Origin of the sequence: Roseicella aerolata (assembly GCF_020523605.1) — a bacterium.
GTDB lineage: Bacteria > Pseudomonadota > Alphaproteobacteria > Acetobacterales > Acetobacteraceae > Paracraurococcus > Paracraurococcus aerolatus.
Map to the genome: position 1 here is coordinate 1 of NZ_JAJAQI010000104.1, position 6,014 is coordinate 6,014.

A 6,014-nucleotide genomic window follows, 5' to 3' on the forward strand; every position below is an offset into this window, starting at 1 on the left:
AAGGGAGCGCCGCTGGCGCCGGAAACGTGTTTCTGGCAGCCGCCACGCGGCAGCGGGCGCATGGAAGGTCCGCCGGAGCCTACCGCACCCGCCGATCCTGCGCGCTTTTCAGCAGCCTGCTAGAGCAGATCGCGGAGGGGCGTGAACGCCCCGCAGCGTGAATCTGCTCTACAAACAGTGGTTTACAGCGAATGGGCGTTCAGTCCTGAACGCAATCCGCTGTAGGGACAAAGGGCCGCCTGCCTGGATCCATCCAGGCGGCGCCGTTTGCCCGCCTGCACAAGGATCGGGCCCGCGAGCGCCCGGGCGCGTGCCGCCTGGGGCGCGAAGCAGCGGCCCGGCACGGACGCATCCTGCCCTGCGGACTGCGCCGCCCCTCGGCGGCGCAAGCTGGGGATCGGCAGGCACATTCCAGCTTCGGGGCACCAGCATGAAACAGCAGCGCGGCGAGCACGAGACGAAGCGGGACACCGGCGGACCCGGCAGCAGCCACCAGGGCGGCGAGCATGGCCGCGCCCATCGCGACCGCGACGAGCACGGCCCGGAGCCGGGCGGGCCGACCAACCCGGACCACAGCCGGGTCTCCGGCGGCGGCGGGGAGCGCGACCGGCACCATGTGCATGATCCGGTGAACCGGAGCTGAGCCTCTACCGGCGCGCCGGCTTGCCGAGGGCCAGGGGCAGCGCCCTGGCCTGCCATCCCGGCCGGGTCCCATCCCAGGCGAAGCCCGCCTAGGGCTGGACGCAATCCGTGCGCCTGTCCTGACGCCCCATGGAATCCACCGGCCGTCCAGGCCCCGCGCCCTCCCCGGGGCGCTCCGGAGGCCCTGCCGCGAAGGTCCTGGCCAGCCCCTCGGCGAGCGGGATCGGGGACACGCCGAGGGCCGCGCGCATCGGGCCGATCTCGAAGGCCTTGTCCTCGGTCAGCCGCCGGATCTCGTCGGCGCCGATCGTCGGCAGGCCCGGCACCAGGCGGGAGAGGGGCGCGAGCAGCCGCAGCGGCATCGCCGGAATGGAGAGGACCGGCGGCGGACGCAGGCCGGCGGCCCGCGCGACCTGCCGCAGGAACTCCCGGTAGGGCACCGGCTCGGGCCCGGCGATCACCAGGGTCTCGGGCCCGGCGAGCGGGCGGCGCAGCGCCGCCAGCAGGCAGCGCGTGACATCCTCCTGGTAGATGGGCTGGACCAGCGCGGCGCCGCCGGCAGGCAGGGGCGCCACGGGCAGGCGGCGCATCAGCGCGGCGAGGCGCTGGACATTGTTCTCGCCCTCGGCGCCATAGATCATCGTCGGGTGCAGCATGATGCCCGGCCGGCCGCTGGCGAGCAGCGCCGCCTCCCCGGCCCGGACGCCGTCGCCATGCGCATCCGGCCAGCGCGAGAACCGGCGGGTCGATCCCATCAGCACCAGCGGCGTCGCCGGTTCCGTGGCGGCCAGGATCGCCGGGGTCCAGCGGGCATGGGTGCAGGCGGCGACGCGGCCCGCCCCGCGCAGGGCGGCGCGCAGCGCCGCCGGGTCGCGCAGGTCGGCGAGGCGCGGCATGCCCGGCAGGCCGAGTGCCTGCCAGCGTGCCGCATCGCGGAGCACCGGCACGAAATCCTCCCCGGCCGCCGCCAGGGCGCGGCAGAGGGCCAGGCCGGACCGGCCGGTGGCACCGATGACATGGATCACGCCACCGGAACCGCGCACGGTCATGTCCCGCGGATGCGGCGCCGCAGGGGCCGGGCGGGAGCCGTCCCGGTCCGGCGCTGCCATGCCGGGATCATCCATGGCCGGGACCATTCATGCCTCCGGAAAGGTGGCGCGCGATGAACCCGGGACGCCCCGCCCCACCGGGCGGGAGGGCGGTTCCGGGCGGCCCGTTGCAGGCCCGGCCGCTTCCTATGGCCTGAGGCAGGATCGGTCAAAGCGCCCTACAGCGGATTGCGTTCGGAACTGAACGCCCGTCCGCGATCTGCTCTGGCGCATCTCAACGACGCGCCGGGTGCCCGGTGCCTATTCCATCCGCGCGCCGCTGATCTTCACCATCTCCGCCAGCATCGGCCGCTGCCGCGCTGCATGCGCCGCCGCATCCTCCGGCGTGCTCCAGACGCATTTCGCGCCGGTCTGCATGAAGCGCTGCTGCACCGTCGGATCGGCCGCGACCTCCTTCATCGCGGCATTCACCTTGTCGATGATCGGCCGCGGCATCCCCGCCGGCCCCACCCAGGCGCACCAGGAGGTGATGACGAAATCCGGCACCCCCGCCTCCGCCATGGTCGGGATGTTCGGCAGGGTCGGCCAGCGTTCCGGGCTGGTGACGGCGAAGGCCTTCATCCGCCCCTCGGCGATCACCGGCATGTAGCTGGCCAGGTTGTCGATCGCGAAGGTCAGGTCGCCCGAGAGCATGGCTGGGATGATCTGCGCCGCGCCGCGGAAGGGCACATGCTGGCCATCAATCTTCTGCCGGTCGCAGAACAGCGCGCCGGAGAGATGCGCGGTGGTGCCCACGCCTGGGCTGCCGAAGCTTACGCCATTGCGGCGGGACTTCAGCCAGGCGATCAGTTCCTGCAGCGTGTTGGCCGGCGTGTACTGGGCCGGCGCCACCACCACATTGGGCAGTTCCCAGTGCATCGACACCAGGGAGAAGTCCTTCTCCGGGTCGAAGGGCAGCTTCGCATAGAGGAATTGCGCGACGGAGAGGTTGGCGATGGTCGCCGGCCCCTGTGTGTAGCCGTCCGGCGCCGCCTTCGCGATCGCATCCATCCCGATATTGCCGGAGGCGCCGGGCCGGTTCTCCAGCACGAAGGGCTGGCCGAGCTTCGCATGCAACTGCTCGCAGAGGATGCGCGCCAGCACGTCGGTGGAACCGCCGGGCGGCCAGGGGATAATCACGCGGACGGGGCGGTTCGGCCAGTCCCCGGCGGATTGCGCCCCGGCGGAGCGGAGGAGGGCGGGCGCGGCCAGGGCGGCGGCGGCGGCACCCAGCAGCAGGGTGCGGCGATCAGGCATAGGTTTCTCTCCCGGCATGGTTGGACTGCCTTGCCCTCTCCATGGCACCGAATGCCGCGCGGCGGAAGGGAGGGGGCTCGCCCCCGCCGCGCCGGTCCGCAACATTCGCCGCCAAAGATGAAGAGGGCGCCGATGACACCCGAGGAATTCCGCCGCCTGGGCCACCAGCTCGTCGATTGGGTGGCCGACTACCGCGCGGGACTCGCGCAGCACCCCGTCCAGGCGCAGGTCGCGCCGGGCGAGATCCGGGCGCGGCTGCCGGCCGCGCCGCCCGAGCAGCCGGAGGAGATGCAGGCGGTGCTGACCGATCTCGACCGCATCGTGATGCCGGGGATCACCCATTGGCAGTCGCCGCGCTTCTTCGGCTATTTCCCGGCGAATGCCCCCCTCGCCGGCGTGCTGGGGGACCTGGTCTCCACCGGCCTCGGCGTCATCGGCCTCTCCTGGCAGTCCGGCCCCGCCGTCACCGAGCTGGAGGAGGTGATGACGGACTGGGTCCGGCAGATGGTCGGCCTCTCCGCGGCCTGGAGCGGGGTGATCCAGGACACCGCCTCCACCAGCACCCTCGTCGCCCTGCTCTGCGCGCGGGAGCGGACGACGGGCTACGCCATGGCGCGCGGCGGGCTGCAGGCGGAGGACCGGCCGCTGCTGGTCTATGCCAGCGCCCATGGCCACAGCTCGGTGGAGAAGGCGGCGCTGCTGGCGGGGTTCGGGCGGGCGCATCTGCGCCTGGTTCCCTGCGACGGGACCCATGCCATGCGCGCCGAGGCGCTGGCGGCGATGGTGGAGGAGGATCTGGCGCGCGGCCTGCGCCCCTGCGCCGTGGTCGCCACCACCGGCACCACGGCGACCACCGCGCTCGACCCGGTCGGCGCCATCGCCGCGGTCGCGCGGCGGCACGGCCTCTGGCTGCATGTGGACGCGGCCATGGCCGGCAGCGCGATGATCCTGCCGGAATGCCGCTGGATGTGGGAGGGGATCGAGGGCGCCGACAGCCTGGTGCTGAATGCCCATAAGTGGCTGGGCGTGCCCTTCGACTGCTCGCTCCATTTCGTGCGGGACCCGCAGCACCTGGTGCGGGTGATGTCCACCAACCCCTCCTACCTGCAGAGCGCGGCGGACGGGCAGGTGAAGAACCTGCGGGACTGGGGCATCCCGCTCGGCCGGCGCTTCCGCGCCCTCAAGCTCTGGTTCGTCATCCGGGAACAGGGCGTCGCGGCGCTGCGGGCGCGGCTGCGGCGGGACATGGCCAATGCGCGCTGGCTGGCGGAGCAGGTGGCGGCGGCGCCGGGCTGGCGGCTGCTGGCGCCGGTGCCGCTGCAGACGCTCTGCTTGCGGCATGAGCCGGACGGCCTTTCCGGCGAGGCGCTGGATGCGCACACGACGGGATGGGCGGAGCGCATCAACCGCTCCGGCGCCGCTTATCTGACGCCCGCGCTGCTGGACGGGCGGTGGATGGTGCGCGTCTCGATCGGCGCCGAGGCGACGGAACGGGCGGATGTCGCGGCGCTGTGGCAGGCGATGCGGCGGGAGGCGGAGGGCGGGCCCGCCGGCTGAGCGGCGGCGTGGGCGGGGGTCGCGCGCCACCGCCCCGGATGCATACTGTCTATGATGTAATCGTTCCAGGGTCGATGGACTCAACGGTTGAGCGGCGGCAGGCTCATTGCCATGCCGTTATCGCTCAACGAGATTCGTGCCCGTGCCCTCGCCTTCGTCCAGGAATACCGTGACGCCGCCAGCGAGCGGGCGGACGCGCAGTCCTTCTGGCGCGACTTCTTCCATGTCTTCGGCATCAATGCCCGCCGCGTCGGCGCCTTCGAGCGGCCGGTGGCCAACCTGCTGACCGGCAGCGGGCGCGGTCGGATCGACTATCTCTGGAAGGGGGTGGTGCTGGTCGAGCACAAGTCGCGCGGCGAGGATCTGGACACCGCCGCGGCCCAGGCGCGCGACTACTTCCCCGGCCTGCGGGATGGCGAGCTGCCGCGCTTCATCATCGTCTCGGACTTCGCCCGGCTCAGGCTGTACGACCTGGAGAGCGGGGCGGAGCGGGAATTCCCGCTGCGGCAATTGCCGCAGCGGCTCGGCCTGTTCGGCTTCCTCAGCGGCTACACCACCCGGCGCTACGGCACGCTGAACCCGGTGGACCGGGAGGCGGCGGAGCGCCTGGGCGAGCTGCACGATCTGCTGGAGGATGACGGCTTCACCGGCCGCGACCTCGATATCTGGATGGTGCGGACGCTGTTCTGCCTGTTCGCCGACTGCGCCAATATCTTCGAGCGGGGTATCTTCCGCGACCTGATCGAGCAGCGCACGGCCGCGGATGGCAGCGACCTCGGCGCCTGGCTGACCCGGCTGCACCGGGTGCTGGCGACGCCGGAGGGGCGGCGGCAGCAATCGCTCGACGAGGGCCTGCGGGCCTTCCCCTATGTCAACGGGCGGCTCTTCGACGATCCGGTGGAGCAGCCGGAGACCGATGCGCGCATGCGCGCGGCGCTGCTGGATTGCTGCCGCGTCGATTGGTCCCGCGTCTCCCCCGCCATCTTCGGCAGCCTGTTCCAGAGCATCAAGGACCGCGCGGAGCGGCGGCGGGGCGGCGAGCACTACACGACCGAGGCGAATATCCTGAAATGCCTCGACCCGCTCTTCCTGGACGGGCTGCGGGAGGCGCTGGCGGCGGCGGGGCGGGAGGCGCGGAAGCTGGACGCCTTCCTGCTGCGGCTGCGGCGCGTGCGGGTCTTCGACCCGGCCTGCGGCTGCGGCAATTTTCTCGTCGTCGCCTATCGCGAGCTGCGGCGGCTGGAGCTGGAGGCGCTGCGGCTGCGCTATGGCGGGGAGGAGGCCGGGCAGCTCGTCGGCGTGGTGCTGTCCTCGGTGAATGTGGACCAGATGTTCGGCATCGAGGTGGAGGGAGCTATGGCCGAAACTGGGTGATGGCGGGCTGAGAGAGGCGGCGTATCGAGGCGGGTGACGAGCCTGCCAGGACCTCCCGAAGGAGCGATACGCCATGACGAGCGATACCACGGTGGT

5 protein-coding genes are annotated in these 6,014 nt (G+C 72.2%); 3 read left to right on the forward strand and 2 right to left on the reverse strand.

The window, feature by feature from the left end:
* The first annotated feature begins 430 nt into the window (after nt 1–430).
* Nucleotides 431–643 (forward strand): hypothetical protein, encoded by a 213-nt coding sequence (locus LHA35_RS27580; RefSeq protein WP_226614405.1) that lies wholly within the window; start codon nt 431–433, stop codon nt 641–643.
* Nucleotides 644–731: 88 nt separating this feature from the next.
* Here the strand turns inward: LHA35_RS27580 and LHA35_RS27585 are convergent, their stop codons facing one another.
* Both LHA35_RS27585 and LHA35_RS27590 read right to left on the reverse strand, forming a co-directional pair.
* Nucleotides 732–1,691: an NAD(P)H-binding protein gene (locus tag LHA35_RS27585; RefSeq protein ID WP_226614412.1), complete on the reverse strand. Its 960-nt coding sequence runs from the start codon at nt 1,689–1,691 to the stop codon at nt 732–734.
* 300 nt (nt 1,692–1,991) lie between these two features.
* The gene (locus LHA35_RS27590) at nt 1,992–2,987 is read right to left on the reverse strand and encodes a Bug family tripartite tricarboxylate transporter substrate binding protein (RefSeq protein ID WP_226614407.1); all 996 of its coding nucleotides are present in this window, start codon (nt 2,985–2,987) and stop codon (nt 1,992–1,994) included.
* 132 nt (nt 2,988–3,119) lie between these two features.
* Between LHA35_RS27590 and LHA35_RS27595 the strand changes: the two genes are divergently transcribed.
* Nucleotides 3,120–4,544: a pyridoxal phosphate-dependent decarboxylase family protein gene (locus LHA35_RS27595; RefSeq protein ID WP_226614409.1), complete on the forward strand. Its 1,425-nt coding sequence runs from the start codon at nt 3,120–3,122 to the stop codon at nt 4,542–4,544.
* Between the two features lie 111 nt (nt 4,545–4,655).
* Nucleotides 4,656–5,918 carry a type IIL restriction-modification enzyme MmeI gene (locus tag LHA35_RS27600; protein ID WP_226614411.1) on the forward strand — a complete coding sequence of 421 codons (1,263 nt, stop codon included), beginning with the start codon at nt 4,656–4,658 and terminating at the stop codon, nt 5,916–5,918.
* Nucleotides 5,919–6,014: the final 96 nt, after the last annotated feature.

Excerpts from the sequence above, each read along its gene's own strand:
- LHA35_RS27600 (WP_226614411.1), top strand. The coding sequence starts at position 4,656 with ATGCCGTTATCGCTCAACGAGATTCGTGCCCGTGCCCTCGCCTTCGTC.
- LHA35_RS27595 (WP_226614409.1), top strand. The coding sequence starts at position 3,120 with ATGACACCCGAGGAATTCCGCCGCCTGGGCCACCAGCTCGTCGATTGG.
- LHA35_RS27590 (WP_226614407.1), bottom strand. The coding sequence starts at position 2,987 with ATGCCTGATCGCCGCACCCTGCTGCTGGGTGCCGCCGCCGCCGCCCTG.
- LHA35_RS27580 (WP_226614405.1), top strand. The coding sequence starts at position 431 with ATGAAACAGCAGCGCGGCGAGCACGAGACGAAGCGGGACACCGGCGGA.
- LHA35_RS27585 (WP_226614412.1), bottom strand. The coding sequence starts at position 1,691 with ATGACCGTGCGCGGTTCCGGTGGCGTGATCCATGTCATCGGTGCCACC.